The organism is Acetobacterium sp. (assembly GCF_039830195.1).
Taxonomy (GTDB): domain Bacteria; phylum Bacillota; class Clostridia; order Eubacteriales; family Eubacteriaceae; genus Acetobacterium.
On the sequence record NZ_JBDODG010000046.1, the window covers coordinates 159,496 to 183,254 of the forward strand.

At 47.9% G+C, this 23,759-nt stretch carries 26 protein-coding genes; 9 read left to right on the forward strand and 17 right to left on the reverse strand.

Translation table 11 applies throughout. The features are described from left to right. Positions 1-183: 183 nt before the first annotated feature. From ABGU93_RS15305 to ABGU93_RS15325, 5 genes are all read right to left on the reverse strand, one after another. A complete protein-coding gene (locus tag ABGU93_RS15305) occupies positions 184-471 on the reverse strand; it encodes a hypothetical protein (protein ID WP_347414265.1) in 288 nt (95 codons plus the stop codon). 12 nt (positions 472-483) lie between these two features. Next, on the reverse strand, positions 484-1,290 hold the full coding sequence (locus ABGU93_RS15310) for an MBL fold metallo-hydrolase (RefSeq protein ID WP_347414384.1): 807 nt from the start codon (positions 1,288-1,290) through the stop codon (positions 484-486). Then, the gene (locus ABGU93_RS15315) at positions 1,268-1,957 is read right to left on the reverse strand and encodes a class I SAM-dependent methyltransferase (protein ID WP_347414266.1); all 690 of its coding nucleotides are present in this window, start codon (positions 1,955-1,957) and stop codon (positions 1,268-1,270) included. The genes ABGU93_RS15310 and ABGU93_RS15315 overlap by 23 nt, the downstream gene beginning before the upstream one ends. 258 nt (positions 1,958-2,215) lie before the next feature. Continuing rightward, on the reverse strand, positions 2,216-3,772 hold the full coding sequence (locus ABGU93_RS15320; RefSeq protein WP_347414267.1) for an ABC-F family ATP-binding cassette domain-containing protein: 1,557 nt from the start codon (positions 3,770-3,772) through the stop codon (positions 2,216-2,218). A 191-nt stretch (positions 3,773-3,963) separates the two neighbouring features. Continuing rightward, the gene (locus ABGU93_RS15325; RefSeq protein ID WP_347414268.1) at positions 3,964-4,530 is read right to left on the reverse strand and encodes a hypothetical protein; all 567 of its coding nucleotides are present in this window, start codon (positions 4,528-4,530) and stop codon (positions 3,964-3,966) included. A 316-nt stretch (positions 4,531-4,846) separates the two neighbouring features. Here ABGU93_RS15325 and ABGU93_RS15330 point away from each other — a divergent pair, with 316 nt between their 5' ends. Next, the gene (locus tag ABGU93_RS15330; RefSeq protein ID WP_347414269.1) at positions 4,847-5,266 is read left to right on the forward strand and encodes a hypothetical protein; all 420 of its coding nucleotides are present in this window, start codon (positions 4,847-4,849) and stop codon (positions 5,264-5,266) included. Positions 5,267-5,351: 85 nt separating this feature from the next. On the opposite strand, the gene ABGU93_RS15335 is transcribed toward ABGU93_RS15330, so the two are convergent. Both ABGU93_RS15335 and ABGU93_RS15340 read right to left on the reverse strand, forming a co-directional pair. Further along, positions 5,352-5,921 (reverse strand): GDSL-type esterase/lipase family protein, encoded by a 570-nt coding sequence (locus ABGU93_RS15335; RefSeq protein WP_347414385.1) that lies wholly within the window; start codon positions 5,919-5,921, stop codon positions 5,352-5,354. A 45-nt stretch (positions 5,922-5,966) separates the two neighbouring features. Continuing rightward, positions 5,967-6,806 carry a helix-turn-helix transcriptional regulator gene (locus ABGU93_RS15340; protein WP_347414270.1) on the reverse strand — a complete coding sequence of 280 codons (840 nt, stop codon included), beginning with the start codon at positions 6,804-6,806 and terminating at the stop codon, positions 5,967-5,969. 115 nt (positions 6,807-6,921) lie between these two features. Here ABGU93_RS15340 and ABGU93_RS15345 point away from each other — a divergent pair, with 115 nt between their 5' ends. From ABGU93_RS15345 to ABGU93_RS15380, 8 genes are all read left to right on the forward strand, one after another. Beyond that, positions 6,922-7,722 carry a 4Fe-4S binding protein gene (locus ABGU93_RS15345; protein WP_347414271.1) on the forward strand — a complete coding sequence of 267 codons (801 nt, stop codon included), beginning with the start codon at positions 6,922-6,924 and terminating at the stop codon, positions 7,720-7,722. A 231-nt stretch (positions 7,723-7,953) separates the two neighbouring features. Next, the gene (locus tag ABGU93_RS15350) at positions 7,954-8,361 is read left to right on the forward strand and encodes a Rid family hydrolase (protein WP_347414272.1); all 408 of its coding nucleotides are present in this window, start codon (positions 7,954-7,956) and stop codon (positions 8,359-8,361) included. Continuing rightward, the gene (locus tag ABGU93_RS15355; RefSeq protein WP_347414273.1) at positions 8,361-8,681 is read left to right on the forward strand and encodes a (2Fe-2S)-binding protein; all 321 of its coding nucleotides are present in this window, start codon (positions 8,361-8,363) and stop codon (positions 8,679-8,681) included. The genes ABGU93_RS15350 and ABGU93_RS15355 overlap by 1 nt, the downstream gene beginning before the upstream one ends. After that, on the forward strand, positions 8,678-10,285 hold the full coding sequence (locus ABGU93_RS15360) for an FAD-dependent oxidoreductase (protein WP_347414274.1): 1,608 nt from the start codon (positions 8,678-8,680) through the stop codon (positions 10,283-10,285). Before ABGU93_RS15355 ends, ABGU93_RS15360 begins: the two co-directional genes overlap by 4 nt. A gap of 18 nt (positions 10,286-10,303) precedes the next feature. Further along, positions 10,304-10,633 carry a (2Fe-2S)-binding protein gene (locus tag ABGU93_RS15365; protein WP_347414275.1) on the forward strand — a complete coding sequence of 110 codons (330 nt, stop codon included), beginning with the start codon at positions 10,304-10,306 and terminating at the stop codon, positions 10,631-10,633. Between the two features lie 4 nt (positions 10,634-10,637). Beyond that, the gene (locus ABGU93_RS15370; protein ID WP_347414386.1) at positions 10,638-11,765 is read left to right on the forward strand and encodes an FAD-binding oxidoreductase; all 1,128 of its coding nucleotides are present in this window, start codon (positions 10,638-10,640) and stop codon (positions 11,763-11,765) included. A gap of 251 nt (positions 11,766-12,016) precedes the next feature. Next, positions 12,017-12,880, forward strand: a complete 864-nt coding sequence (locus ABGU93_RS15375) for a helix-turn-helix domain-containing protein (RefSeq protein ID WP_347414276.1) — start codon at positions 12,017-12,019, stop codon at positions 12,878-12,880. A gap of 64 nt (positions 12,881-12,944) precedes the next feature. Further along, the gene (locus ABGU93_RS15380) at positions 12,945-14,087 is read left to right on the forward strand and encodes a tyramine oxidase subunit B (RefSeq protein WP_347414277.1); all 1,143 of its coding nucleotides are present in this window, start codon (positions 12,945-12,947) and stop codon (positions 14,085-14,087) included. 112 nt (positions 14,088-14,199) lie between these two features. Here ABGU93_RS15380 and ABGU93_RS15385 read toward each other — a convergent pair whose 3' ends face one another. The 10 genes from ABGU93_RS15385 to ABGU93_RS15430 all read right to left on the reverse strand — a co-directional run bounded on the left by ABGU93_RS15385 (position 14,200) and on the right by ABGU93_RS15430 (position 23,683). Further along, the gene (locus tag ABGU93_RS15385; RefSeq protein ID WP_347414278.1) at positions 14,200-15,048 is read right to left on the reverse strand and encodes a prenyltransferase; all 849 of its coding nucleotides are present in this window, start codon (positions 15,046-15,048) and stop codon (positions 14,200-14,202) included. Beyond that, positions 15,038-15,547, reverse strand: a complete 510-nt coding sequence (locus ABGU93_RS15390; RefSeq protein WP_347414279.1) for a GNAT family N-acetyltransferase — start codon at positions 15,545-15,547, stop codon at positions 15,038-15,040. The genes ABGU93_RS15385 and ABGU93_RS15390 overlap by 11 nt, the downstream gene beginning before the upstream one ends. Before the next feature lie 5 nt (positions 15,548-15,552). Beyond that, entirely contained in the window at positions 15,553-15,885 is a 333-nt protein-coding gene (locus tag ABGU93_RS15395) for a CGGC domain-containing protein (protein ID WP_347414280.1), read from the reverse strand. Between the two features lie 25 nt (positions 15,886-15,910). Continuing rightward, on the reverse strand, positions 15,911-16,225 hold the full coding sequence (locus ABGU93_RS15400) for a cupin domain-containing protein (RefSeq protein WP_347414281.1): 315 nt from the start codon (positions 16,223-16,225) through the stop codon (positions 15,911-15,913). Between the two features lie 97 nt (positions 16,226-16,322). Beyond that, entirely contained in the window at positions 16,323-16,955 is a 633-nt protein-coding gene (locus tag ABGU93_RS15405; RefSeq protein ID WP_347414282.1) for a class I SAM-dependent methyltransferase, read from the reverse strand. A 70-nt stretch (positions 16,956-17,025) separates the two neighbouring features. Then, positions 17,026-17,550, reverse strand: a complete 525-nt coding sequence (locus tag ABGU93_RS15410; protein ID WP_347414283.1) for a GNAT family protein — start codon at positions 17,548-17,550, stop codon at positions 17,026-17,028. A 20-nt stretch (positions 17,551-17,570) separates the two neighbouring features. Next, complete coding sequence (locus tag ABGU93_RS15415; protein ID WP_347414284.1) at positions 17,571-18,248, reverse strand: N-acetyltransferase; 678 nt, start codon at positions 18,246-18,248, stop codon at positions 17,571-17,573. Beyond that, on the reverse strand, positions 18,248-19,711 hold the full coding sequence (locus ABGU93_RS15420; RefSeq protein WP_347414285.1) for a helix-turn-helix transcriptional regulator: 1,464 nt from the start codon (positions 19,709-19,711) through the stop codon (positions 18,248-18,250). The genes ABGU93_RS15415 and ABGU93_RS15420 overlap by 1 nt, the downstream gene beginning before the upstream one ends. Before the next feature lie 75 nt (positions 19,712-19,786). Further along, positions 19,787-20,269, reverse strand: a complete 483-nt coding sequence (locus tag ABGU93_RS15425) for a pyridoxamine 5'-phosphate oxidase family protein (protein WP_347414286.1) — start codon at positions 20,267-20,269, stop codon at positions 19,787-19,789. 45 nt (positions 20,270-20,314) lie between these two features. Beyond that, complete coding sequence (locus ABGU93_RS15430; protein ID WP_347414287.1) at positions 20,315-23,683, reverse strand: DEAD/DEAH box helicase family protein; 3,369 nt, start codon at positions 23,681-23,683, stop codon at positions 20,315-20,317. Positions 23,684-23,759 lie beyond the last annotated feature (76 nt).

Below are 23,759 nucleotides of genomic sequence, written 5' to 3' on the forward strand. Positions count from 1 at the left end.
TTAACGTAATTGTTATCGATTGAGAAAGTCGCCGTTTTGAAAATATCTATTACCACATCAGATTCAAGTGTGAATGAATCTTTTGCTGTAATCAATTATAATACCGACACTTTACCTCAGCCTGTTGCTCTTATAGCCACAGGCTGATACTTTTTTTGTGCCATTTCTGTTATTTCCGCTGGTTTATTCTCTCATCATGTTTCTCAGCACCAATTCCTGCAACACTTCACCAACGCGCATTTCCTCATATTTTACAGTTGGTTGACTATTGGCATAATAATAATCCGTAATCGGCCGATAGTCTTTCGCCTGATTCTTTCTTTTTCGAACAACTTTTATGCAGTCCTCGGCGGTGATTACACCTGCCGCAATATCTTCGTTAATGTCCCGGATTAAATCTTCATATTCCGAAATAAATGACACTTTCATCACCTCTATTTTTTCCAATTCGCTTGTGATTGCTGTATTCAATCTATTCAGCTATTACCAGTTAAGCTCCAGACCGACCCCCACTTCGGTAATGGGAATGTGTGCGTGCATGGCGGCTTTGACAGCAAAAGCGGTGCAGTGGCAGGGATAGATCTGTTCGATCTGATTGTTTGCAAAATAGTCAATCGTCTGCGCCACCCGATCATTGACCTCAAACAGATGGAAGCCGCCAATGACGCCAGCAACTCGATGGTCGCCTGTGACAGCTTTGGCGTATTCAATAATATTGCAGATACCACTGTGGGAACAGCCGGTGATAATGGTTATTCCTGCGTCTCCCTGATAAACCAGAGCCGAATCGTCCAACAGGTAATCATCGGTCAGATCCTCACCCAGCTGCTGTTTTCCAATCGGCTCCGGTTTTTCAAAATCCATCACCCGGGGGATTTCGCCCAGAAAAGTGATGTTTTCGGTAACCTTTACCGGGGTGCGGGTGAGCTTCAGTCTGCACCTTGCTGTCAGTTCTGTTCGGGAAAAGGGGGCTGATATTTTCAGGCCGTCACATTCTTTATAATTCAATGCATCGGGATGGGCGATGATCTGCAGCAGTTCCGGGCGGTTTATCGCTAATAAACTCTTTAACCCCCGGGTATGGTCATCATGACCATGAGAAAGGACAATGGTTTTGAGCCGACTGAGATCTATGTTCATGGTGGCGGCATTTTTAATGAACAGATCCGAGTAGCCCACGTCAAAAAGAAAGGCCTCTTCCCCATCTTCAATATAATAACAGACCCCGGGCTCGCCCCAATAATATTCGTCAATAATGGTGTTGTTATCAACAAGAACTTTTAGCCGCATCTGCTTTTCCATCTTCAAACTTTTTCTGAACCACAAAAAATAGCTTTCGGGGTAGTGCCCCTTCCTCAAAATTATCAATACTGATGATCTCGAAACCGTCAGCCAATTTTTCGACCTTTTCTTTGCTGAAGAAATGAATAATAAATTTGCCGCATTCGTAGATATCTTCGCCGTGATGGGTGCCGGTACCACAATCTGCATCATCGGTGTTCCGCGCCGTATAGATGGTGATGCCGCCCGGTTTCAGGACCCGGTTGGTTTCTGCCGAAATGAAAACCAATTCCGAAGTCGTCAAGGCCATGCAGTAGAGCATGTGGGAATAGCAGGCATCAAAACGCCCTGCCTCCAAAGGAAAGACCTGACGGACATCATGTTGTACCGTTGTGATCAGATGAGCAACTTCCAGCTCTTTTGCCCGTTCTTCGATGGCCTGAATTCCAGCCGCTGTATATTCAATGACAGTTACTTCAAACCCCTGCTGGGCAAAGTAAAGCGAGTCACGGCCCTGACCGCCACCCAATTCGAGGATCTTCCGGACGCCGTTATTTTTAAAAATTCCTGCGGCCTTGATGGCGGCAATGCTGGGATCTGTCCCAAACATCTGGGGTTTGCTGGCAAATGTGTCTTCCCAGTGGCGATTCTGTTTATTAAAAATTTCTTTTTTCACATTGATTTCCTTTCGTCACTTCAATTGGTCTTATTTTCTGATGAAAAGACCGTCGCCCGGTCCTATTCTGAAAAAACACCCAAGTTTTTATCTCAGTATACCGTGTCCAGCCCTTCGAGTCAAAGATCAGTTCTGATAATATGAGACTTTCTCGATGTTTTCTTTGAACCATGGTTTCTATCCCAGCCGATAAAATGCGATCAATAAAAAAACAGGTTGATGACGGTGCATCAACCTGGAGAGTTCATTACATACTATTTAAAATACTTTGGTAGTCCACTGGGAACAATCCCAGACTTCATTGACAAAACTTTCGTAGAATTCCGGTTCATGGCAGACCATCAGAATGCCACCGTTATAGGCTTCTAACGCCCGTTGCAGTTCGGCTTTGGCATCAGCATCGAGATGATTGGTGGGCTCATCCAGAACCAGAATATTGGTTTCCCGGTTGATCAATTTACAGAGGCGGACCTTGGCCTGCTCGCCACCACTTAAAACCTTGACCATGCTCTCAATATGTTTCCGGGTCAATCCGCATTGGGCCAGCGCCGAACGCACCTCGTTCTGATTCAGAGACGGAAACTCGTTCCAGACCTCCTCGATGCAGCTGGTCCGAATATCCTGATCCATTTCCTGTTCAAAATAACCAATTTTCAATTTTTCGCCCTGATCAACAGTCCCGGCAACCGGTGGTATCAGTCCCAGAATACTCTTTAACAGGGTAGTTTTACCAATACCGTTGGTGCCCTTTAAAACGATTTTCTGCTTTCGCTCCATTACTAAATTCAGTGGTTTGGAAAGCGGTTCATCATAACCGATGACCAGATCTGCGGTTTCAAAAACCCGGCGACCGGTGGCACCAGCTTCTTTAAAATTAAACCGCGGTTTGGGTTTTTCGGAGGCCAGCTCGATAATGTCCATTTTATCCAGCTTTTTCTGTCGCGACATGGCCATATTTCGGGTCGCAACCCGGGCTTTGTTCCGGGCCACAAAGTCTTTTAAATCAGCAATTTCATTTTGCTGTTTATTATAAGCGGCCTGTTCCTGAGCTTTTTTTGCTTCCAGTACTTCCTGGAACTTTGCATAATCCCCTACGTACCGGGTCAATTTCTGGTTATCCATATGATAAATCAGATTAATCACCGAATTAACAAAGGGCAGATCATGAGAAATCAGAATAAAGGCATTTTCATAGTCGTTAAGATAACGCTTTAACCATTCAATATGCTGTTCGTCCAGATAGTTGGTCGGCTCATCCAGCAGCAGGATGTCCGGTTTTTCCAGCAGCAGTTTGCCCAGCAGGACCTTGGTTCGCTGGCCGCCACTGAGTTCGGTGATATCCTTATCCATACCGATGTCGTTGAGACCCAGGGCATTCCCTACTTCTTCAACCTTCGAATCGACCAGATAAAAATCATGAAACTCCAGCAATTCCTGAAGGTCGCCGACTTCTTCCAGACTTTTTTCAATTTCTTCCGGGCTGTCCTCGCCCATTTTTTCATAAAGAAAACCGATCCGGGCTTCAATGTCCAGCAGAAAATCGAAGGCTGAGGTCAGCACATCCCGAACCGTCATTCCCTGTTTCAAAACGGCATGCTGATCGAGGTAACCGATCCGCACATTTTTGGCCCATTCCACCTTGCCCTCATCCGGCATCAGTCGATCGGTAACGATATTCATGAAGGTTGACTTACCCTCGCCGTTTGGTCCAATTAAACCGATATGCTCTCCCTTTAACAACCGAAACGATACCTGATTAAAAATCGCCCGATCGCCAAAACCATGAGAAAGATTCTCGACATTTAAAATACTCATTTATGCTCCATTTCTTTTTTTACACAATTAAAAACACTTCCAGATTTGTGTTGCAGATCAGGAAGTGTTTAGTTTATCCTATGATTCTTACTTTTGTATTATACCATAGGCCAAATAATTACGCCAGACCCGACTGATCGTTACCTGGCTATTTGTTATACTTTTCTGTTAAAATTAAGATTTTTTAAATATTATTTTTTGTGCTTCACTGGTCTTTTTTTGGGGTTGCCTCTGGCCAGATAAAAATATAGCATTGCCTGGATCACAGTGATGAGGCCCATGACGATTTTTTCAAACCAGGTGGTGCCCAGCAGATTGCCCAAGGTATTTAAGCAGACAAATACAAATGACAGCCAAAAATAAATTTTCGCAAACAGATTAAACTGTTTATACTCGATAACACCGGCTGCTACAGCGATTACTGGGACGCCAAAGCTCACCACAATCACCCCCATTATGGAAGCCTCAAAAAAGAGTACCGCCATTAATATCAGCGCAAAAATCAACCAGCCGATATAGAATTTTTTATAAGCTTTCACCCGGATCAGTCCGGATGCTGCCGCTATTACCGGGATGCCATAAATCATCATCACGATGCTGGTGGTGGCCGTGCGAACAGCCGCATCGTAGCTCTCCAGTCGTCCGCCGCTAATGAACTCATAGGGCAGAATTTTGAAAATTACCAAGAGAAACATGCAGATTGTGAATATATTTAGAATGATAATCCCCTTGCCCGCCGTTTTTCTGTTTATTCTCATAGTTCTAGTTCCTCCGAGGATGATTGTTTTGCAATGATGACACTGCTGCTTATCTTAAAAATAACGGCTGGTTTAATTCCAATAAGTGATCGTTCACAAATAAATATTCTCTTTAAAATTTCTTTGATATCATTATAAGTCTACTCATACAATTTTTCAAGGTGTGGCAACCTGTGTGACAACATTTTCTGGGTTTTGTCATAATTGACTTGCTGGTCTGAATAAAATCAATCAAATAAAAATGTGCTGGTTTCGATTCGCTACCTGTACTGTAAACTGACAAGCAGAAAACGGCTATGAGAGCTACTATTACGAAGTGACCTCTGAGGAATTACTTACTGAGATCAACAACCGTATGGGCAAGGCCGGATATCAGCCGTTTATTCTGGTTGATACCTATATCACCACTCATAATGATTTGACCGACTCCTATTATTACAAAACCGATGGCAAAAGTGGTCAGCTTGAATTGGTTCCATTTCACCGTAACAATTATGTGTCGCGTGTCAATATGCGCGTCGATGACGCTCAGACTCCGGCTGCGCTGAATCAGTTCCTGATGGAGACCTTGGTCGATATTTTCGCACCTGGCAAAGGGAAGGAAGTCTGCGCCGAGCTGGGTATTTACGATCTTTCCGGTGTTGATCCCGCAAGCTGGAAAGAAGTGACGGTTGGCAACACTGAATTTAAAATTTCTGGCAACTATGAATTTTCCGTTGAAAACATCGAATATTAAACCGTTAAAAACAATCTGGTCGTATTGCAACCGCTATTTCCTGGTGCAATACGGCCAGCTTTTATGTATTTATGTAGTTATTTATTTACAATTCAATCTTTTTTATCTGCAGAAACTCGATCAGTCGCTCCGCCATCAGCTGATGGCCGGCCGGGCTCTGATGAATCCCGTCCAGATACAGATCCGGGTCAGTCCAATCAGTACCCGCTCTGAAATCCAGGATTGGGATCCGGGATGATGCGGTATAGTCTCTTAACCACTGACAATAGGCTTCGACCATATCAGCCGATCGTTCAAAATCGATCACCGCTCCCCCTTCTTTAAATGCCACTGGCAGACGAATCGGCGGCGGAATGGCGATATAAACCTGAAGACCCTTTGCGCTGGACTGGTCAACCATGGTAATCATATTGTGGGCGGCCTGTTCCCAACTGTGGTTAAAAAAGATGTCATTATAGCCACCCATCAGGATCACCCCATCGGGCTTTGCCTTAAATACTTGTTGCTGGATCCGGTTCAGCATGTCTTCGGTGGTATCGCCACTGACGCCGCGATTGATTAGCTGGATGCCAGTCTTTTTTGCGGCGAGCAGATGCCATTTTTCGTCACGGTTTACCTGGTAACCAAAGGTCAGGCTATCGCCAAAACATATCATTTTCACAATTTTCTCCTTGTTATATCGGTTGACAAAAAACCTGCTTCATTTCCAGACATTCAGCAGCGACTGCATTTTTTCCGCTGTCTCAGTTCCCGGCATAGGAACATGAACTGCCATTTTTAGACTGGAGTGATCAGCGACATCAAAATTACTAATTTCAAAATCCAGCCGCCCGACCTGGGGATGGTTCAGCTGTTTATATAGCTCACCGTTGTTCTGAATTTCATGGAGCGACCACCATAAATCAAACTCCGGACTTCTTGTTTTCAACTCTTCAATAAACTGAGCAAACCAGAAATCTTCAATGTATTTTCCGCTGGTGAAACGGAAGCGACCGACCATGCTCTTGGCGTGGCGATCCCAATCAACAAACAACTCTTTATATTTGTGGTCGGTGAACATCGCCCAGACAATATTCCGGTCCCGATCGCTCATCGAATTGAAGTCGCCAAAAATTGTACAGGAGGCCTTGTTCCAGGCAATCACGTTCCAGCGCTGATCTGTAATCAGCGCTGGGCAATGGGTTAGATTGTCCAGCATATGCTGAAGCGCCGGACTCGCGATTTCCCGCGCCTCTGGCATATCAGCTGGTAGCGGTTGATTTGCCAGCCGGTAAAAATGATGACATTCTTCCCGGTCCAACTGCAATACCCTGGCCAGGCTTTCCACCACCGGAATGGACACCTGAATCGGACGGCCCTGTTCAAGCCAGGTGTACCAGGTCAGACTGATCCCGGCCAGCTGAGCGACTTCCTCCCGACGTAAACCCGGTGTTCGCCGACGTTTGCCTGATAAGAGACCAACCTGGGAAGGTAATAATTTTGCTCTCCGGGTTTTCAGGAAATCGCCCAGTTCCTTGTATCGTTGCTGCTCGCTATCCATATGAGGTGTTCCTTTCTATTATAATTCATACCAGTATAAATACACTTCTGGTAATATTATAGCATCTGTATTATGCTTATTCCAGAAAAACAAATCGAATGATGGAGGTTATCGAATGAAAATACAATCAATAAAACTAGTTTATTTTTCACCAACAGAAACCACCAAAGCCGTGGTCGAAGGCGTTGCCCGGGGATTTAGAGCAACTGTAGCAGAACGGATCGATCTGACTAAACCGCTTGCCCGGTCGAAACCATTGCAAACCGGAGAAAACGAATTGCTGATTGTGGGGGTGCCTGTTTACATGGGCAGGGTGCCGGAAGTGATCCGGGAATGGCTACAGTCCATCAAAGCGCTGAACACGCCGACGGTTTGTATTGTTGTCTATGGCAACCGGGTCTATGATGATGCCCTGCGCGAACTTAAAGACATTCTCATCGCTGATGGCTGCGTCCCCATCGCAGCGGGTACATTTATTGGCGAACATTCCTTTTCCAGCGATGAAACACCCATTGCCATTGGTCGTCCTGACATCCGGGATCTCAGCCAAACAGAAGCATTTGGCCAAATAATCAGAACCAAACTAGATCCGCTTTTATCGATCGATGAAATTAAAACTCTGAATGTGCCTGGAGAATTCCCCTATCGTGGCGAAACCAAACTCTGGGATGTCGATTTTATCGCCGTCAGCAATGATTGCAATTTGTGTCAGCTCTGTGCTGAGGTCTGTCCGGTAGGAGCCATCGATATTGAAAACAGTCGCTTGATCGATGAGAAAAAATGCATCACCTGCTGCGCCTGCATCAAAAATTGTCCCCAACACGCCAGAACGATTAAACCTGGTCCGGTGTATGATGCATCAATCCGACTGAACACCCTGTTTAAAGAACCCAAGCAACCGGAACTGTTTTATTAGTAACATCCAGCGGGCATTCCCCCTTTTCTGTTTTTGTGAAAATCGCTGTAAATTGTTCCGATTGTTACTATTTCTGTCCCATTCACTGTGCTATATTATGTTTAACCTTAACAGAGCAACCAAAGAAAAATCGAGACAAAGACGTCGAAAGCAACTTTCGGCGTCTTTGTCATTTTTACGAATGAATCACAGCGAGACTGTGCAATTTTATTAGGAAAGGATGTTACCAATATGTCAAGAATTAATTATTCATCAGGAGCCCCCCTTGAAGAAAAAGTAGGCTATTCCCGGATGGTGAAAATCGGCAATCTGATTATGATCGGCGGCACCACCTCAGTTCAGCCGGACGGCAGTGTTTACGGCGAAGGCGATCCTTACGCACAGGCCAAGTACATTTTTGAAAAACACGTCAAACTCTTAGAAAAAGCTGGAGCTACCCCAGCTGATGTGGTCAAAGTTATGTGTTATGCCACCCGGATGTCCGATTGTGGCGAAATTGGCCGGGCTTACACGGAGATTTTTAAAGAATTCCGGCCGCTGTTCACGGCGGTGGGAACAACGGAACTCAACCGCCCCTCGCAACTGTGTGAGATAGAAATGACGGCGATTATCATTGCTGACGAAAGCGGGTGTGAATAATGAACCGGATCAGCGAACATCCCATTCTCGGCCCAACCGAAACCAGCCCAAAGGTGACCTTTTTCATGGATGGCCAGCCGATGGAAGGCTACGCTGGTGAACCCATTGCAGTAGCCCTTAAAGCCGCTGGCGTGATGATCCACCGCTATACCCAAAAGGCCCATGAGCCCCGGGGTATCTTCTGTGCCATCGGCCGCTGCACCGACTGCGTCATGATTGTCGATGGTGTTCCCAATATCCGCACCTGTATCACTCCTTTGGTTGCAGGGATGAGGATTCAGACCCAGGATGGGGTCACCCCATTGGAGGTAAGTGAATGAAACGTTATGATCTAATCGTAGTCGGCGCCGGTCCTTCCGGTCTTTCCGCTGCCATTGAAGCCGCCCGCTGCGGGATGCGCGTTGCCGTTTTTGATGAAAATGCCAAACCCGGCGGGCAATTATTCAAGCAGATTCATAAATTTTTCGGTTCCAAGGAACACCAGGCCAAAATCCGCGGTTACAAAATCGGTGAAACGCTACTGGCCGAAGCCGATGAAGCGGGGGTTGAGGTATTTCTCAATGCCACCGTAGCCGGGATTTATCTGGATAAAGAGGTTCTGGTGGAGATCGGCGGTGCCATGGTGCATTTCAAAGCAGACACCATCATCATTGCCACTGGCGCAGCAGAAAACATGGTCACCTTTGCCGGCTGGACGCTGCCCGGCGTGATCGGCGCCGGTGCCGCCCAGACGATGATGAATCTTTACGGCATTAAGCCTGGCCAAAAGGTGCTGATGCTGGGCAGCGGCAATGTCGGTCTGGTGGTCAGCTTCCAGCTGATGCAGGCCGGCTGTGAAGTCGTCGCCCTGGTGGATGCCGCTCCTAAGATCGGCGGCTATGGCGTTCATGCCGCTAAAATCGCCCGCTGCGGGGTCCCTTTCTATCTCTCCCATACCATTACCAAAGCCGAGGGTAGTGATTGCGTCACCGGGGTGGAAATTGCCCAGGTCGATGAGCACTTCGCCCCGATCCCCGGTACCGAGAAGCATTTTGATGTGGATACCATCTGTCTGGCCGTCGGTCTCTCGCCAATGTCGCAGCTGCTAAAAATGGTTGGCTGCAATATGGTCGATGATCCCCGGCGCGGCGGTCAGGTGCCACTTGTTGATGAAAATGGCGAAACCTCGATTCCCGGCCTCTTTGCCGCTGGGGATGTCGCCGGCATCGAAGAAGCCAGTTCAGCCATGATTGGGGGGCGGATGTCCGGTTTGGCGGCGGCCGCTTATTTGGGCTTTCTCAGTGAGCAGGACAAAGATAACCGCCTGGCTGACCTGGAAGTCGCACTCGACAGCCTGCACCAGGGCATGTTCGCCCCCGGCAGCAAGGGCAAAACCATCACCAAAACCGATGAGGGGATTGCAGTTTCCCAGAGTCTGCTGAAAAAAGGCTACCTGGATGATGCCGACATTGAGCGCTTTATTAATCGATCTGATAAAACTGATAAAAAATCCGGCATCCATCCAGTCATCGAATGCACCCAGAATATTCCCTGCAATCCCTGTCAGGATGCCTGTACCAGGGGTTGCATAAAAATTGGCAAAACCATCACTGCCCTGCCCCGGATTGATGCCGCCAACAGCTGCACCGGCTGCGGCATGTGCATTGCTGCCTGTTCCGGCCAGGCCATCTTTCTGGTCGATGAAGACTATGAGCCGGGCTACGCCAGCATTACCCTGCCCTATGAATTCTTACCCCTGCCCCAAAAGGGTGAACTGGGACAAGCCCTGAGCCGCAGCGGTCAACCTCTGGGCAACGCCGAAATCATCGATGTCCGCAGTGCCAAGGCCTTTGACCACACCACCCTGGTCACCATCAAAGTACCGGTAGAGCAAGCCATGACGGCCCGATTTTATAAGCCCGAAACCAATGCGGCAGGACAATAAGGAAAAGGAGATACGACAATGAAATCTATTAATGATCGTTCACAAAATATCGGTCCCTTCGTTTCCCAGAACGACGACACCATGATCATCTGCCGCTGCGAAGAAATTACCAAAGGCGAAATTCGCCAGGCGATTCATGACGGGATGTTTACCGTCAATGAAATCCGGCGTTACCTGCGGGCTGGGATGGGGCTTTGTCAGGGCCAAACCTGTGGCAAACTGGTTAAGAACCTGATTGCCCGGGAACTAAACGTGATTCCTGATCAGTTGGACCCGGCCACCAGTCGTTCACCAATGCGGCCAGTGGAAATGAAAGTATTAGGAAATGAAGAGGTGACCCATGTCTAAACATATGTCTAAATATAATGATGTGATCATTATCGGCGGTGGCATCATCGGTAATGCCACTGCCTACTACCTGGCTAAAAAGGGCGTATCGGTAACCGTGCTGGAAGCCAGCAAGGACATTGGTATTGGCGGTTCGTCACGTAATGGTGGCGGCGTGCGCCAGTCCGGTCGGGACACCCGGGAATTACCGCTGGCGATGTGGGGCATTAAAAATCTCTGGCCGGGACTGTCCGAAGAATTAGGCGTGGATGTGGAATATACCCAAAAAGGTAACCTGCGGCTGGGAAAAACGGAAACCCATCAGAAAATTCTCCAGGGCTTAACCGACAAGGCCGTATCCTGCGGGTTGGATGTCCGAATGATCAATGGCGATGAAATTCGGGCCATCAACCCCTATCTTTCAGAAGAAGTCACCTGTGCCAGCTGGTGTCCCACCGATGGTCATGCCAATCCGCTGACCGCGACCCTGGGATACTATAAAAAAGCCCGGGAATTGGGGGTCCGCTTTATTACCGAAGCGCCCTGCTTCGAACTGCGCAAAATCAAAGGCGTGATCCGCCAGGTTGTTACCCCGGATGCTATCTATGAAGCCGACAAGGTGCTGGTGGCGGCCGGTTTTGACAGTCGCAAAATTTTAGCAACGGTTGGCATTGATGTGCCAATGATGCCGATGAAAATGGAATGTCTGGTTACCGAAGCCGAACCGCCGATGTTCTTACAGATGCTGGGTACCGCCGATGCCGATTTTTACGGCCATCAGTCCAAGCATGGTTCCTTTGTTTTTGGCGGGTCCTCCGGTTTTGAACACCTCAACAAAGACAATGGCAGCCCTATTTCCAGCAGTATCGGCGCCTCCTGCACCTGCCGCGGGATTATCAAATACTTCCCCGCGCTGGCCAACGCCAAGATCGTCCGGGCCTGGGCCGGCTGGCTGGATGATTGTGCTGATCATGTTCCGGTGATCAGCCCGGTGGCAGAAGTTCCCGGCTTGTATATCGCCTGTGCTTTTTCCGGCCACGGCTTTGGAATTGCCCCGGCGGTGGGCTACAATCTCGCCGAAATGATTGCCGACGGTCACACCACCATCGATTTATCAGCCCTCCGCTACGACCGCTTTAAGCCCAAACAGTAACAACGCGTTAATCCTAATGCACTAATTAGAATTTTCTTTAATATGAATGCGGTTGTAAATTAGTACCGATTTTTACTATTCTTTCATTCTCAAATATGGTATATTGTATACATAATAAGCAGAGAACCAGCAACCATACAGACAAGGATGTCGAAATCGAAATTTCGGCGTCCTTGTTTTTTTTATGTCGGTTGTTCCCCCTCTTTATTGAGTTTGTTCAGAAAGGAAAGCGCACGCTTCAGGTTTTAGCTATGATTGATCTAATGCAACAGTATGGCTCTTATGCATCATCCCCACAAGAAAAGGAAAGCATCATCATCCCTAAACAACCCTTGATGGTTCAGCATTCCCAGGGTTATGAATCCTTTGACTATCGAGCTTACGGCATCTCGCACTTTTATCGCTTCCAGGTTACCCAGGAAATGTTAGAAACCGCCACCATCGTTCCTGATGGCACCGTCGACATCGTCTTTCGCTGCGGCCAGGATCATCTGGATGCAACCTGCTATGGCGCCGTTCTGAAAATGCACTCGATTGAGTATGCTTCGGTTTTTCATCTCAACGATACTATTTTTGGCATCCGCTTTCTGCCCGGTAAAGCCTTTTTACCTAAGGGCTATCCGATTGGCAGCCTGACTGAAAGCTCAGTACCGCTCCCGGAAATCTGCGAGGATCAGGCCATGATGGAAGGAATCACCCGCAGTAACGATTTTAAAGAACAGATCGAGTTGTTTCTCGATGCTTATATTCCCGACTATCAAAACTATTACAGCCCCGGCGTTCGCCCTTTCAGTTATCGCATGGTCGATGAGATCACCAAGGTCGTCGGGATTATAAATGTTAATGAATTAAGCCAGAAAGTCGGCTATAGTCCCCGCTATATCAACCAGCTTTTTAATCGGGAAATTGGCTTGCCGCCAAAGACCTTCTCGAAAATCATCCGTTTCCAGAATGTGTTGCTGGCGCTGGGGAAAGATCAGCATATTTCAACCATTGCGGCGGACATGGGGTATTTTGATCAGTCCCACCTGCTTAAGGAATTTAAACAATTTACGGGAATCTCCCCCGGAAATTACCGTAAATCCCTGACCAAGGGAGCCCCCCTACGGATTTAAAACATATAAAAATGATTACCCTGTTTATTTTACAAATTCAAATAAAAACTATTGGAGGTTTATTATGGCATTACCAGGAATTGATTTATTGTATTTAAATGAGGCTGATATGATTAAGGCCGGAGTCGGCGATGTTGTCGGCTGTACTGATTGTATGGAAGAACTACTAAAGCTTTTGGATAAGGGCGACTACCGGATGGGTGGCGAAAACGGCAATTCCCACGGCAGTATGATTACCTTTCCGGAAGAACCGGAATTCCCCAATATGCCCAAGAATGGTCCGGATCGCCGGTTCATGGCGATGCCCGCCTATGTGGGTGGCAAGTTTGATGTCGCCGGGATGAAATGGTATGGTTCCAATGTTGAAAACCGTCATAAAAACCTGCCCCGTTCAATCCTGATGATGATGTTAAACGACAAAGACACCAGCGCACCGTTAGCCTTGATGTCAGCCAACCTGCTCAGTGCCTACCGGACTGCTGCGGTTCCCGGCGTCGGCGTCAAAAACCTGGCCCTTAAAGACGCCAAAGTTCTGGGCATCGTCGGCCCGGGGGTCATCAACTCCACCGCCATCGAAACCTTTGCCGCCCTGCGACCAACCCTGACGACCCTAAAAATAAAAGGTCGGGGCCAGGCCTCCATCGACCGATGCATTGAATACGTCACGGAAAAGTGTCCCCAGTTTACCGAGATTATTGTCTGCGAAACCCTGGAAGAATGTGTTCGTGGCTCGGATATTTTAAGCTTCGCCACCTCGACCCCAATGGGCGCCGGTCCTTCGGCCTATCCCTTTGTTGATGCCGAGTGGATCAAGCCCGGGGCCCTGTTCTGTCTCCCCGGCGCCGCAGATTTTACCGATGAATTTATCCAAAGCGATAAAACCAAGCTGGTGGTCGACAATATTTCCCTTTATGAAGCCTGGGCGGAAGAATACCCCTACCCAACCTATAATATCGTCTATATCCTCGGTTCCAAATTTATGGATATGATCCATGATGGCAAGCTGGAAAAAACCGATATTCATGATTTAGGTGCCATCTTAAATGGCAAGGTTCCCGGCCGTGAAAGCGATGACCAGATTATCCTCTACTCAGTCGGCGGGATGCCGGTGGAAGATGTGGCCTGGGGCAAAGAAGTTTATGACTATGCCCGCAAGAATAATATCGGAGTTGATCTTAACCTTTGGGATAAACCAGCTTTATACTAAGATCTAAATGCTATCCGGTCTGGTAAAAAATTCAAATCAACATAATGAAAACACTTTACCCAATTTGATTATCATGGGTAAAGTGTTTTTCTGGTGTTCATCTGATTCAGGTTTAATCTCGATCCATATTCCGGATAATCTCCAAATAGCGTGCAGTGGCGGCTGCTGATGGTTTACCTTTTTGGCAGATCGCCAGCTTACTGAGTTTGCGATTGGGGCGCTCGACAATCATGCGACCCTGATCGTCCAGCTTCTGCTGTAATGCGATCAGAGCTTCGTTAAAGCGCTTGTCTTTCCGGGCTTTTTCGTAGTGTGACAGCACATAAACATAATAAAACAGGTTGTATCGCAAAAATGGGTACTCCACCTGCATAAATAAGCTGCCGATGCCGTAGTGACAGGGCCCCACCGGCATTTTTACGGTCCAGTGATCAAGCAGGGTTTCAACCGCCCGGTCAAGATCTGAGATTCTATTGCTTCCCGCATGAAAGCCGGCCAGACGAAAGGCGTCCAGCGCCAGCAGGGTCACATTGGGATTTGACGCATCGGTTTCGGGACCGTGCCCGTAGATAAATTTGTTACAGCGCCAACCGCCATCATCGTAACGGTCAGCAAGCAGATAGTCCAAGGCAAGCTGAACCTGGGGGTGGCTGGCATAGCCATTTCGGCACAGACCGGTCACCGCGTGGGCGGTGTGACAGGGATAGATTGCGCCTTTCGGGGCAATCCGCACCCGGCCATCGTCTCTAATGGCCCCCAGAACCAGTTCCGCCGCCCCTTGCAGGGCTTCATGATCTCGGGGCACCGCAAGTTCGCTGATAATCATCAGTGCGGTCAGGGTACTGATCGGTTTTTCAATCCCCAGGCGTCCGTCGGCTGTCGCCCAGAAATCGGCGCCGTTGTCATGACGGGTAGCCAGAATCTGGGCTAAATCAGCCTGGTTTTCATTGTCATTGATCATCGCTGTTCGCTCCTTCTAATTGACAGATCATCAGGTATTCCTGATCCAGTTCATCAATCACAACAAAACCAACCGCCTGATACATTCTCAAGGCATAATTGTCTTTCTGAACAGCTAACGACGCCTGTCGGTAGCCCTTTGCTGTCAAATGTTGCAGCATCCGTTTCATGAGTGTGGTACCGATGCCACTGTTACGGTATTCCGGATAAAGAGAGATGGCGAATTCCGGTGTTTTGTCATCCACATTTCCAAATCCCCGGACCTTTCCGGCTATGATTCGGGTCCACACGGCGCCAACAATTTTGTCGTCGCACTCGGCAACCAGACAATGGTCATCCGATCCACCGAAGTTCTCGACGTAGACCTGCAGTTCCGGCTGTTCGATCACATCCCGTGGCAGCCGTTTTTGTTCGTCCGGCTGAAAGATAGCTTCGTATAGAAAATCAGCGAGCGACGGTATTTCGGTTGGTTTAATTTCCCGAATAATATAGTCTTTCATTTTACTTAATGAGTGTAATCAATAATCTTGATCGACTCGCCGACCTTTTTCTTAATCGCTGTTTTCATCTGTTCCGCATGGGGACAGGGAAACCCGATGGGATTTCCACGGGTGATACATGAGGCCAAAACGATCGTATCGGCGCCACGCTTAACCATCTCCGCTGCCCGGGTTACTGCTTTTTTGCCGGGGCAGCCACCGCAGGTGTTGACACCGATGATTTCAATATCTTCCACAACCCCTTCAAATGCCAATTTCTTTGTATCCATAACCTTGAAACACGTCGTTGCCGGACACATATCTTCAGTTTGCATACATCTGATTAATCCAACTTTCATCGCCTTTCCTCTTTCTGTAATTTTCTCAATTGACTGGAGCTGGTGCTTTCACAACAATCAGTTCTAAGGTCTCGGGGTGCAGATTCTTGACATTCATTTTAGTTTTAAACGGAATTTTAAGCAGTGTTCCGGCTTCATACTGATGAATTTCCTGATCGTCAAGTCCAATCGACAGCGTTCCGCGGATAACTGTCATATAAACGTTGGAATTGGAAAAATGCTCAGGCAATCCTTCCTCTTTATTGAAAACCATATGCAGATAATGAACGTTTTCGTCAAATATTACTTTTTCCACCGCCTTGTCATCGCCTCGGGACAGTTTGAAAATTTTTTCTACCATTTTAACGACCTCCTTTTTTTATATAGTATAACATACCCAATTGATCAGCAAATATTGATGAATTTTATATGCTAATATTGGAACGAAGTTTATCTTTTTAGATATGATCATTCTTGCTCAACACCATGACTTTGCTATAATCACAATGAATTGTTTGCATCATTTCAAAACCAAACTGGAAAAAATACTGATCCATCTCAAAGTTTAAAAAGTCCTCAAATCCAGCTGGTTCCGTTTTTTTGACGAGATAAAACGGAATCCTTTTGAATCGACTGACTGGTTCTTCCCACTCCACGACAATCAGTTTTCCGGCGGTTTTCAAAACTCTTCGGGCCTCCCCAAGTAGCTTGCCCGCCAGGTCCGGGCTGATCTCATGTAACACCAGCGATATCAGCACCACATCAAATTTCTCGTTTGAAAACTGCAGGTTGGCCGCATCCATATGAAGTAGCTTGACGTTTGATATCTTCTCCTGTTCCAATTTAGCTGCCGCTTTTTGCAGCATGGCCGCTGAAATGTCAATCCCGATCACTTCGGCATTTCTTCTGGCCGCGGCAATGGCAAAGGCATTGGTCCCGGTGCCGGTACACATGTCCAGAACTTTTAATGGTTCATCACCTAACACGGAAATGACGGCAGTGCGGGGGCTGGTGGCCGCCTTTCTAAAATAGGTCCGATCCAGTATATCGTAGGCCTTGGCACTGAATTGGTAGTTTTCATCTGCTCCCATTTTTTCTCACTTTCACTCACAAATCAACATTCTGGAACGATTTCCCGGACTCTAGTTATTGTACTTTTCTTCACCGGAATTCTTCCCTAAAGATGGAATAAGCTTTGACATCCCGAACTTCACCGGTATAGATCTTTTCTGCCCGTCGGATTGTCCCTTCATAATGAAAACCGCATTTTTCTATAACCCGCTGGGATCCCAGATTCGACGGATAATGCACGACCGAAATCAGACTGAGACCCAAGGTGTCAAAACCATACGCCAGTACGGCTCTAGCAGCTTCTGTCATAATGCCCTGCCCCCAATAATCCTCGCTCAGAGCGTAGCCCAACATCCGTGCCTGATCGTTCTGGCGATGGGGATCTTCAATCAATCCAATTGAACCGATAATCCGGTTGTCTTTTTCAATCCCCCAGATATTTTCCTGTCCCACAAAAATAGTCTTCATGATCTCCTCGGTTTCTTCAATTGTTTCATGGGGCTTCCAACCTGCCCGTGGCCCGACGTTTTCATTTTTAGAATAGTCAAAAACATCAGCCGTGTCCTCCAAAGTTAAAGGTCTTAGCAGCAGATTTTTTGTATTAATATTCTTCATTTTATCCTCGCTCTTTTTTTTTACAATATTCTTTTACCTGAGTGCAATTTTTCTTGCTCTGCTTTATAGACTAAACTTAGTAAAATCTGGAACTCTCTATGAAAATCAGTTTCCCGTTTTTGCTTCTTTTCAAAAGACCTGTCAAACGCTTCCAGGCCCGATTGGTCAATCTGATAGGCTGCCGATTCTTCAAATCGACCGCTGATATTTTGAAGTGCTCCGGGTTGGAGTTCATAAGCCATCAGGCCGATGGCAAAATAACCATTAGCGGTGGTGATATCATACCTTTCCGCCGCCCTAAAGCCCAGCCGGCCATAGAAACGGGGATCACCATAAATGAGAATCGCCTTGAAGCCCATATCGGTGGCAGCCTGAATGGCGTGTCGGATCAGTTTTCGGCCCAGCCCCCGCTTCTGATAATCCGGCAAGATGGTCACCGGCCCGAAGGTGATGACTTCTCTTGCGATCCCGTTTGCATCAATGACGTGGGCTTTGCTGAAAACAATATTCCCGATGATTTCGCCGTCAGCCTCGATCACAAAATCCAGTTCGCTGATGAAGTCAGGACTTTTTCTCAAATTGTGCAGGAGAAAGTGCTCATCGGCGCCTGGTTGAAAGTGGTTCCAAAATCCTTCCCGGGTGACTTCTTCAACCTTACGGTAATCTTTTTCATCTTCATTTCTGATCGTTATATTCATTAACTTTCACCCCCATCATAATCCCTGATAATAGCCTCGATCCCGGCAATGGTTTCGGCTTTGCTGAGGACATAATCGCTGCTTGGCAGGCTGTTAAAGAACTCTTCAAAGGCATTGATAATATTGACTTCGTTGATGGCCAGATGCTTAAAGATGGTTTCGTCACCCCGTTGATAGTGGAGAATCATCCGGAGGGTGGGGTCTTCATTGGAAAATTCAACTGCCGAATTCATGAACAGCCGGTCCTCGTTGATGGCAAAACTCTTTCTATCATTGACGACCAAATCGGTATGCAGTTTTTTGATCAGGTTCAACCGTTGTTCTAACGAAAAAGGAAACACGACCTCCTCCGGCAGATAAAAAGACCCATTCTCCATGAACTGTCGCAAATATTTTAGAGAAAATATATTGATCATTGCTTTGCTCTCAGCTTGAAATTTATCATAATATGCAATAGCTGCAGACATCAGTTCTTCAAAATAAGGGAAATCCCGATTCATCTGTTTTTCGATCATTTCATTGGTGAAATAGCAGGCAAAACAAGGCAGTGGCTCCACCATATGTTTTGTGGGAAGGGCGTCTTCCAGGGCATAGATCTCAAAAAGATCACGACTTTCCTGAATAAAAGGGGCACTATTTTCTAAGAGCTCTGAAAAATAGCCAGCATAAACCTGATATAGCCCCGCACCCCAATATACCACCGCGGTGGCAAGATCCTTTGACAGGGTGATCAATCGATCGGAAGTTAACAGATAATAAGGGAATACCCCATCATCAACCGGGTGCCCGTCGGAAGATCGGTAATAGAAACGGGATTGGTAATCGACATTGTCCAGCAGCGAAAGCGCCGCCAATTTTTTAAAGGCCAGCAGACTTTGATCGGCTTCCGCTTCACTGCAATTCTGAGGAAAACTGACAATATCCCGTAAAACCAGATTTTTCTTAGAGCCCATCATTTGCTGAAAAATGTAATCATAGACGGCATCCCAGTCGTATGGAATGACCTGGCGGATTTGCGGCATCGCACTGGAAAAAAGCTCGCTGTCAATGGCGTTTTCCACCAAGCGCAGCACATTATTCTGACCTTTGACAATTTCCATGTCATCGCTTTTAGCATTCGTTAAGGCTTCCCCATTTTGCAAACCAATTTCTTTTGAAAAAGGAATGGTGTGCTCAGTAAGTTCGGCAATCGTTTCGATCAGACCGACGATGGCTTTCCGGTTATAATAGTTCCGTTGGCCAATGGTTTCCATTTCCAGGACATTTTTCAGTTCCTCTTCTTCCGCTGCCGACAGCCGTAACGCTTTGCACAGGCCACTAAAAATCTTCTTAGATGGCAGGCGCTCGCCAGATTTTACCCGCTGCAGCGTTGTCCGATCAATCTTGCCGATCTCCGCCAGAGCCTGCACCGTTTCACCGCTATCGACAATCAATTCTTCAATTCTTTGCGTAAATAATGACATTATTAATTCTCCCTCTTGAAATATGAATGGAAATGATGGACATTTTCGATGATCATTTACACCTGCACCGATCGTCTACTTCGCTCTGACATATTCAATCGCTTCCTTACCGGTAATGTGTTCGACGTCAATGGCAATCAGATAGGATCGGGTGCATTCGGTTATTTCTTTTTGTTTGGCGGCTTCTGGCTGATCGCCGGAATACTTTTCAACTAAAGCTTTAAACGCGCTTTTCAGTTCGTTGCCTTCCACCATTCTCGCCTGTCCAAAAGCAATGACACTCCGGAAATAAGTGGTGTACTCGGCACTGACAATTGTATCCTCATCGATAACCGCAAAAGATACTTTCGGGTTTTCAAAAATAGCATCGATTTTATGCCCCGCTTTAGCAGAATGAAAATAAATTTTGTCGTTAAAATAAACATAACTGAGGGGTACTGCATAAGGATAACCGTCATCCCCAAAACAGGCCAGTACACCATTGGTGCAGCGTTTCATAACGGCGATGGTATCTTCCTGAGACATTAGTTGTTTGTTTCTTCGCATTTTTCTGAACATGTTTTACCTCATTTTCTGTAAGTGATTTTGATTTGGCAGATTTTCTCACCCAATCCGCACCGCATTCTCCTTAACCGCCTTAACAATTTCCACCAGCCGTTGCTGTTTGGTCAAATCGAACAGCTTGCCGAAGCTTTGCGGTTTGTCAAAGGGCGGTTTCATCAGTTCGGTGACGTTTTCGATGTAGCCGTTCTGGACCACGTAGTCGATGACCTTGCGGACGAAGACGATTTGAGACTGGTTCAGAGTCTGATCGTCGATAAAGTCGGAGAAGGCCGCCATCGCCGCCTGGGGTTCCAGTTTGGCGATCTTGCGGACCAGCAATCCAAATGGGGTTTCGCCGAACTCGCGCTGATAATCAGCCTTGCTGCCCAGTTCTTTGGTGAGAATGTGCTCCAGCACCTGGTAATCGGTCTGGGTCAGGGGGATATTTTTGCGCAGTTTCTGGATTGCCAGGGTATCCTGATGGTCATTGACATAGCGGTTTACCTTCATTTTATAATCGCCGTAGTCATAGGCCGCTTCCATCACCACCCCCTCGTTGCGATTGATAATCGGATCGTAGAGGCTGGTGATCACCGGGGACTTTTCCTGGCCCACTTCAATGATAAACTTGATCAGCTCGCGGAGTTCCTGCCGCACTTTTTCAAAGGCCAGCAGATCTCCGGTGGTCCAAAATTCATCGGTGGTGACCGTCTGGATCAGCGGTAGCCGGGCCTTGATCTGAGGTATTGTGATTTTCTGCTCCAGCTCGTTCATCAGGCCGCACAGCTGGCGTTTAGCGGTATGATAGGCCGGCAGAGCTTCAATCTGGCTCAGCATCAGGCCGTAGATCAGGTTGTCAAAACGCTTGGCCGGCTCGTCGCTGTCAGCCATAAAAACCAGCGGCGCCATTTCATGGACCAGGGCGCCCTGATCCTGCTCGCTCAGGCAGATGAAAGCGCTGGCCAGGCGGAACTGTTCGACAAACCGCCGTCTTAAACTGACCGCAATCAGCTCGGGGTTCAGGCTCTGGACCTGATCCAGCACCGTTTTTACCAGCTCCTGGCGCCAGTGCTGATAGCTGTTGGCAGCATAGGTGCTGACCTGCAGGTGGCGGATCAGCCGCACCCGTTTGGCAAAGATGACCTCACTGAGAGATCCGGTCTCGCGGCTCTCGAGGCCCTCCTTATGGGCCCGGAAAAACTCAAAATTGCCCAGATAGTCAAAGATAAAAAAGCGCCGCTTGTCGGTATAGCTGCCATCGATCAGATCGGTGCAGTCCAGTCCCGGACAAAGCCGGGTGCCCCGTCCGATCATCTGCCAGAACTTGGTTTTCGATCGGACCTTTTTAAACAGCACCAGATTGACGCATTCGGGAACATCGATACCGGTATCCATCATGTCAACCGACACGGCGATGTGGGGTTCTTTTTCAGCGATCTTGAAATCGTCAATGATCGTCTGGGCATAGCTGTCCTCACAGGTGATCCGTTTGGCAAAGCCGCCTTTAAGATGGGGATAAAGGTGGTTGAACCGTTTAAGAATAAACTCAGCGTGCTGTTTATTCTGGGCAAAAATAATGGTCTTGCCGATCCGGTCGCCGCCGGCCACATGGATGCCGTTGGTCATCAGATCCTGGATCACCGTATCGACAGTTTTTTCATTAAAAACGAAGGTATTGATTTTGGGAGACGGGATAAAATCCGGCCGGCTGCCGTCATCCTCGGTAAAGTCCTGCTCATAGCGCGCTTTATCGGCCTCGGAAAGTTGATCGTAGCTGATCCCCGCTTCCAGAAAGGCGGTGGCAGTTTCGATATTGTAGTAGGGCACCAGCACGTGATCGGTGGCCACGGCGGTTTCGAAATCGTAGGCATAGGTAGGGACACCCTTTTCGATTTCAAAAAAATCATAGGTGTTGCGATCCACATCGGTTTTTGGAGTAGCCGTCAGTCCTACCAGAATGGCATCAAAATAGTCGAAAATGGTGCGGTATTTTTTAAAAATGCTGCGGTGGCTCTCATCAATGACAATCAGGTCAAAATGGGCCGGGGTGAACAACCGCTGACCATCCTCGTTTTTTTCACTGTCGATGGCGTTAAGCATGGTGGGATAGGTGGAAAAAACAATTCGGGCGTTTTTGTCCTCGCGATTGGACAAGAGATTGCACAGCGACAGATGGGGCAGATAATTTTTGAAATCGTCCCGGGCCTGTTTGACCAGGGCGGTCCGGTCAGCCAGAAACAAAACGTTGGTGATATAGCCGCCCCGGGACAGCACATCCACCAGACTGGAGGCAGTCCGGGTTTTACCGGTGCCGGTGGCCATTACCAGCAGGTTTTTGCGATGACCCTGAGTGATGCTATTACACACCGCTTTGATCGCTTCTTTCTGATAATAGCGGTCGGTGATGGCGTTGCTGATCACCACGGTGTTCAGATCCCGCTGTTGCAGGCGGCGGTTCATCAGTTTCTGGAGATCGGCTTTGGCAAAAATGCTGCTGACCTTACGCTGGGGGGAACTCTGATCGTCCCAGAAATAGGTTTCAAAACCGTTGGTGGTAAACATCATCGGCCGGCGGCCGGTCTGGCGTTCCAGACTGTCGGCATAGAGCTGCGCCTGCTGACGGCCGATATTGGGGTCCTTACTGGTCCGCTTGGCCTCGATCACCGCCAGCGGCAGGCCGTCTTTCCCGTACAGCACGTAATCCGCATAGCCCGCCTGACCCGCCTGACCGGTCATGTCCGTCACCGGCACCTCTTCCAGCGCGTCGTCGCCGAGGGTCCAGCCCAACAGTTTTAAATCCACATCAATATAGGTTTTCCGGGTTTTGAACTCCGACAGATCATCGGCGGTAAAGGCTCGCTGCTCCTGATGCTGATCCTTTTCGGCGGTATACTGCGGGGACAGCGCCGCAATTTTTAACCGCAGGGCTTCAATTTCACTGTCTTTCTGGGTCAGCAGGCTTTCCTGCTCCCGGATTTTAACCGTATCCACCACCACCTTCTGGCGCGGGATGGCGGCCTCATCAAAGCGCCGTTCGCGATAGTCTGACCCGTAGCAGTAATCGATCCACTGGACAAACTCAAACAGACCCCGCAGGGCCAGGATGGCATCGCTGCCGGCAATGGTTTTTTCGGTATGCACTGCCAGATTGCCCAGCTTGATAATAAAGGGCATCTTTTTCCAGGTGTCATAGACCACCGCATAACGGAAGCTGGCCTCATGGATCAGCGACTGAAGGTTGTCCTTATAGGGCATCTCGATGGTATTATCCGCCGCATAGACCCACTTCACCGCCAGCTCCAGAGCCTTGCGGCAGCCCACCGCCGCCATCGCTGGCGAAGAGGCAAACACCCGCTCAGCCTCGGCGCAGGCAGTGGCGAACAGGGCGTATTCTTTTTGAGTGATCAGGTATTCAAAATTTGATGGCATAAGGTTACCTCGTTTTGATAGTAGTTTTCTTCTGATTGATATAATGCGTATTACTGGGGGATAATTCGCTCATCCT

What these genes read in the sequence shown, in the direction of transcription:
- ABGU93_RS15395 (WP_347414280.1), bottom strand. Translation starts at nt 15,885, where the DNA reads ATGAAAGTTGGATTAATCAGATGTATGCAAACTGAAGATATGTGTCCG.
- ABGU93_RS15390 (WP_347414279.1), bottom strand. Translation starts at nt 15,547, where the DNA reads ATGAAAGACTATATTATTCGGGAAATTAAACCAACCGAAATACCGTCG.
- ABGU93_RS15410 (WP_347414283.1), bottom strand. Translation starts at nt 17,550, where the DNA reads ATGAAGAATATTAATACAAAAAATCTGCTGCTAAGACCTTTAACTTTG.
- ABGU93_RS15345 (WP_347414271.1), top strand. Translation starts at nt 6,922, where the DNA reads ATGAAAATACAATCAATAAAACTAGTTTATTTTTCACCAACAGAAACC.
- ABGU93_RS15320 (WP_347414267.1), bottom strand. Translation starts at nt 3,772, where the DNA reads ATGAGTATTTTAAATGTCGAGAATCTTTCTCATGGTTTTGGCGATCGG.
- ABGU93_RS15380 (WP_347414277.1), top strand. Translation starts at nt 12,945, where the DNA reads ATGGCATTACCAGGAATTGATTTATTGTATTTAAATGAGGCTGATATG.
- ABGU93_RS15425 (WP_347414286.1), bottom strand. Translation starts at nt 20,269, where the DNA reads ATGTTCAGAAAAATGCGAAGAAACAAACAACTAATGTCTCAGGAAGAT.
- ABGU93_RS15340 (WP_347414270.1), bottom strand. Translation starts at nt 6,806, where the DNA reads ATGGATAGCGAGCAGCAACGATACAAGGAACTGGGCGATTTCCTGAAA.
- ABGU93_RS15430 (WP_347414287.1), bottom strand. Translation starts at nt 23,683, where the DNA reads ATGCCATCAAATTTTGAATACCTGATCACTCAAAAAGAATACGCCCTG.
- ABGU93_RS15360 (WP_347414274.1), top strand. Translation starts at nt 8,678, where the DNA reads ATGAAACGTTATGATCTAATCGTAGTCGGCGCCGGTCCTTCCGGTCTT.
- ABGU93_RS15335 (WP_347414385.1), bottom strand. Translation starts at nt 5,921, where the DNA reads ATGATATGTTTTGGCGATAGCCTGACCTTTGGTTACCAGGTAAACCGT.
- ABGU93_RS15400 (WP_347414281.1), bottom strand. Translation starts at nt 16,225, where the DNA reads ATGGTAGAAAAAATTTTCAAACTGTCCCGAGGCGATGACAAGGCGGTG.
- ABGU93_RS15350 (WP_347414272.1), top strand. Translation starts at nt 7,954, where the DNA reads ATGTCAAGAATTAATTATTCATCAGGAGCCCCCCTTGAAGAAAAAGTA.
- ABGU93_RS15355 (WP_347414273.1), top strand. Translation starts at nt 8,361, where the DNA reads ATGAACCGGATCAGCGAACATCCCATTCTCGGCCCAACCGAAACCAGC.
- ABGU93_RS15370 (WP_347414386.1), top strand. Translation starts at nt 10,638, where the DNA reads ATGTCTAAATATAATGATGTGATCATTATCGGCGGTGGCATCATCGGT.
- ABGU93_RS15365 (WP_347414275.1), top strand. Translation starts at nt 10,304, where the DNA reads ATGAAATCTATTAATGATCGTTCACAAAATATCGGTCCCTTCGTTTCC.
- ABGU93_RS15405 (WP_347414282.1), bottom strand. Translation starts at nt 16,955, where the DNA reads ATGGGAGCAGATGAAAACTACCAATTCAGTGCCAAGGCCTACGATATA.
- ABGU93_RS15375 (WP_347414276.1), top strand. Translation starts at nt 12,017, where the DNA reads ATGATTGATCTAATGCAACAGTATGGCTCTTATGCATCATCCCCACAA.
- ABGU93_RS15325 (WP_347414268.1), bottom strand. Translation starts at nt 4,530, where the DNA reads ATGAGAATAAACAGAAAAACGGCGGGCAAGGGGATTATCATTCTAAAT.
- ABGU93_RS15415 (WP_347414284.1), bottom strand. Translation starts at nt 18,248, where the DNA reads ATGAATATAACGATCAGAAATGAAGATGAAAAAGATTACCGTAAGGTT.
- ABGU93_RS15385 (WP_347414278.1), bottom strand. Translation starts at nt 15,048, where the DNA reads ATGATCAATGACAATGAAAACCAGGCTGATTTAGCCCAGATTCTGGCT.
- ABGU93_RS15420 (WP_347414285.1), bottom strand. Translation starts at nt 19,711, where the DNA reads ATGTCATTATTTACGCAAAGAATTGAAGAATTGATTGTCGATAGCGGT.
- ABGU93_RS15310 (WP_347414384.1), bottom strand. Translation starts at nt 1,290, where the DNA reads ATGCGGCTAAAAGTTCTTGTTGATAACAACACCATTATTGACGAATAT.